This window comes from Dietzia sp. SLG310A2-38A2 (genome assembly GCF_014145095.1).
In the GTDB taxonomy this organism is placed as follows: domain Bacteria; phylum Actinomycetota; class Actinomycetes; order Mycobacteriales; family Mycobacteriaceae; genus Dietzia.
The window spans coordinates 1-3,768 of the sequence record NZ_JAALDX010000435.1; the positions used below are offsets into that span (position 1 = coordinate 1).

The 3,768-nt window shown below is 71.8% G+C and carries 4 protein-coding genes; 2 read left to right on the forward strand and 2 right to left on the reverse strand.

The window, feature by feature from the left end; translation table 11 throughout:
• Window positions 1-104: 104 nt before the first annotated feature.
• Window positions 105-1,364, reverse strand: a complete 1,260-nt coding sequence (glp, locus tag G6027_RS14500; protein WP_182637788.1) for a gephyrin-like molybdotransferase Glp — start codon at window positions 1,362-1,364, stop codon at window positions 105-107.
• 130 nt (window positions 1,365-1,494) lie between these two features.
• Complete coding sequence (locus tag G6027_RS14505; protein WP_182637789.1) at window positions 1,495-2,394, reverse strand: UTP--glucose-1-phosphate uridylyltransferase; 900 nt, start codon at window positions 2,392-2,394, stop codon at window positions 1,495-1,497.
• A gap of 63 nt (window positions 2,395-2,457) precedes the next feature.
• On the opposite strand from G6027_RS14505, the gene G6027_RS14510 reads away from it, so the two are divergent.
• Both G6027_RS14510 and G6027_RS14515 read left to right on the forward strand, forming a co-directional pair.
• On the forward strand, window positions 2,458-3,021 hold the full coding sequence (locus G6027_RS14510; RefSeq protein ID WP_182637790.1) for a 5-formyltetrahydrofolate cyclo-ligase: 564 nt from the start codon (window positions 2,458-2,460) through the stop codon (window positions 3,019-3,021).
• Between the two features lie 59 nt (window positions 3,022-3,080).
• A complete protein-coding gene (locus tag G6027_RS14515) occupies window positions 3,081-3,506 on the forward strand; it encodes an FmdB family zinc ribbon protein (RefSeq protein WP_182637791.1) in 426 nt (141 codons plus the stop codon).
• Window positions 3,507-3,768: the final 262 nt, after the last annotated feature.

Genomic DNA, 3,768 nt, shown 5'->3' on the forward strand with positions numbered 1-3,768 from the left:
CCGGGCGGAGTGTCACCACCCCGGCGCGGACACGGAGCGGGCCGGCCTCGAGCGGCCACCCGGGGTGGGCCACGGCGTCGCTCGCGAGGACGTTCCACATCGGCTTAGCCGCGCTGGGCGAGGAACATCACGTCCACCTCGTCGCCCGCCCGGACGGCCGAGACGTCGGGGTCGATCACCACGAGGCAGTTCGCCTCCGCGAGCGAGGCCAGCAGGTGCGTGGAGGACCCCTGCGCGCCGCCGAGGGCCCGCACCAGGTACTCGCCGGTGTCGGTATCCCGCATGAGCTGGCCGCGCAGGTATCCGCGCCTGCCCTCCACCGAGGAGATGGGGGCGACGGTGCGGGCGCGGACCGTCCGGCGCATGGGCTGACGCTTGCCCAGCGCGATACGGATCAGTGGCCGAACCATGATCTCAAAGACGACGAGTGCGCTCACCGGATTGGACGGCAGCAGGAAGGTGGGGACCTCGTCGCGCCCCAGCCGTCCGAAGCCCTGCACCGACCCGGGATGCATGGCGACGCGGTTGACCTCGATCTGCCCGAGCTCCTCCATGACCTGGCGGATCCGCGTGGTGGCCTCACCACCGGCCGCGCCGGAGACCACCACGAGCTCGCTGCGGACCAGCTGCCCCTCAAGGACCTCGCGCAGCCTCGACGGTTCGGTGCTGGCGATCCCCACCCGGTGCACGTCCGCCCCGGCGTCGCGGCCCGCCGCGGTGAGGGCGTAGGAGTTGACGTCGTAGACCTGGCCGGTGCCGGGGTTGCCGTCGACGTCGAGGAGCTCATCGCCCACCGAGATCACCGACATGCGCGGCTTGGGGTGCACCAGGACCTTGGCCCGCCCCACGGAGGCGAGCAGCCCCACCTGCGCCGGGCCGATGATGGCCCCCGCCCTCACCGCGACGTCTCCCGGCTGTACGTCGTCGCCCACGCGGCGGACGTAGTCACCGCTGCTCACGCCGCGGGTCGGGGTGATGCGCTGGCCCTCGGCGACGGCCCAGCCGACCGGGAGCACTGCGTCGGCCAGCGTCGGCAGCGGTGCCCCGGTGTCCACGCGGACGACCTGGCCGGGCTGCAGCCGGGTCGGTTGACGGGATCCCGCGGTGATCCTGCCGACGACGGGCAGTCCGGCAGGCCCGCCTGACGCGTCCCCGGACTCATCGACCGGGCCGCCGACCCGGATGTCGACACTGCGTACCGCGTAGCCGTCGATCGCGGATTGGTCGAACGAGGGCAGCGGGCGCTCGGCCACCACCTCCTCGGCACACAGCAGCCCCTGAGCCTCGGAGATCGACACACGTACCGGTCTCGGGGCGACCGCGGCCGCCGTCACCAGGGCGAGCTGTTCCTCGACGGAGCGCACCAGGTGTCCCCTTCCCGTACGAAAGTCGCTGACCGTGCGGCGGTGTCACGCCACAGCGGGCGGACCGACCACCGGGTCCCTGTGGGAGAGGGTAGCGCCCGGACGGCTTCATTCCCCGGCGACGCCGCCGTCAGCGGCCGAGCCGGCCCTCCAGCCACTCACGGAGCTCGTCGGCATAGGCCGGGTTGTCGAGGGCGAAGTCCACGCAGGCCTTGATGTAACCCCCGGGATTGCCGAGATCGTGCCTGGTGCCGTCGTGGACCACCACGTGGACGGGATGCCCCTCGTTGATCAGCAGGTCGATCGCGTCGGTGAGCTGCAGTTCCCCACCGGCGCCCGGCTCGATACGCCGGAGCGCGTCGAAGATCGCCCGGTCGAGCACGTACCGCCCGGCCGCCGCGAGGTTGGATGGCGCGTCCTCGGCGGCCGGCTTCTCGACCATCCCGAGCACCTTCTTCACCGACGGATCGTCGGTGTCCGAGACCTCGAATACCCCGTAGGAGGAGACGTCCTCCGGGCTCACCTCGAACGCGCACAACACACTGCCGCCGCGGTCCGCACGGACCTGAGACATCCGGCCCAGGATCCCGAACGGCAGGACCAGGTCATCGGGCAGGAGCACGGCGACGGCCTGCTCCTCGTCACCGAGCACCGACTCGACCTGCGCGACCGCGTGCCCCAGGCCCAGCGGCTCGTCCTGGCGCACGTCCACCACCTCGATGAGCCCGGGGGCGCGCTGGACCTTGTGCAGCAGGACGTCCTTGCCGCGGTCGGACAGCGTGTCCTCGAGAACCTGGTCCTCGGAGAAATGCGCCATCACGCCGACCTTGCGCTCGGAGGTCACGATCGCGAGCCGACCCGCTCCCGCCTCGGTCGCCTCCTCCGCGATGAGCTCGATCCCCGGGGTGTCCACCACGGGCAGCAGCTCCTTGGGAACCGTCTTGGTGGCGGGCAGGAACCGGGTCCCGAGGCCGGCGGCCGGGACGACCGCGGTCCGGAACTGCGAGTCGGGCGAGGCGTGGGACGTCATGCCGTACACCATAGACGGCGGACCGAGCAGCGACCTCCGCACCACTGACGGCACACTGGGGTGATGGATCGGGACAAGTCCGCGATACGCCGTGCGGTCCGCGTGCGCCGCGCGGCGATCCCCGCGTCGGTGCGCGACGAACGGGATCGGGAGATCCGCGAGCACCTGGCCTCCGTGGTGACGGAAGGGATGCTGGTCTGCGCGTTCGTTCCCGACGACGACGAGGCCGGCGGACCGGATCTGCCGGAGGCGCTCGTGCTGGCGGGGGCGCAGGTGCTCCTGCCGGTCTCCCCCGCTGTGGGGCCGCTCGGCTGGGCGGCGTACGCCGGGCCGGCGGACCTGCGGCCTGGCCGGTTCGGCATCCCCGTACCGTCCGCGGCGCCGGAGGGACCGGACCGGATCGCCGACGCCGATCTGGTGCTGGTGCCCTCGGTGGCCGTCGACCGCACCGGCACCAGACTCGGCCGAGGGGGCGGGTATTACGACCGGACGCTCGCCCTGGCCCGGCCGGACACCCGGTTGCTGGCGGTCCTGGATCCGGAAGACGTGCTCGACCATGTCCCGGCCGAGCCGCACGATCGACCTGTGACCGGGGTCGTCACCCCTCACGGAGTCCTCGACTTTTAGTACCTGGCACTCGGGAGGGTAGAGTGCCAGTCGATATCCGACTCTGCCCCGGAGGCCAGATGCCCACCTATTCGTACCGGTGCCGCGACTGCGACGTCGCCTTCGACATCCAGCAGTCCTTCACCGAGGACTCGCTCACTGTCTGCCCGCAGTGCGACGGCGGGCTGCGCAAGCTGTTCAACACGGTCGGCGTGGTCTTCAAGGGTTCTGGCTTCTACCGCACGGACAGCCGCGCCGCCGGCTCGGGTTCGAGCACCGGGGGCGGCTCCGGGAAGTCGTCGTCCAGCTCATCCGACTCCGTTTCATCCGGTTCCGGTTCCGGTTCCGGTTCGGGCTCGTCGGCGGGAGCGACGTCCGGCTCGAGCTCGTCCGGCTCGGGAGCGTCGAGTTCGAGTTCGAGTTCGTCGTCGGGCTCGAGTTCCTCGTCGGGCTCGGGTTCCTCGTCGGGCTCCTCGTCCAGCTCGTCGTCCGGCTCGTCGTCCTAGCGGGTACCCGACCCCTTCTCTCCACAGGGCCCCGCTCCTCCACAGGCACTCGTCCGGACTCCGGCACGCGGCCCGGCGGCCTCCCGTCGTCCCGATACCGTCTCCTCGACACCGCGCTCACCGGCAGCGTGCCGACCGACGGGGGACCCAGATGCGCCGACTCCTCACGTCTCCGACGGCCCCTAGGGGGTGGCGGCGTCGACGTGCCGCCCGGATCGCGCTGGCCGCCGCGTTGGTGATGGCCGCGCCCTTCGCCGGACGC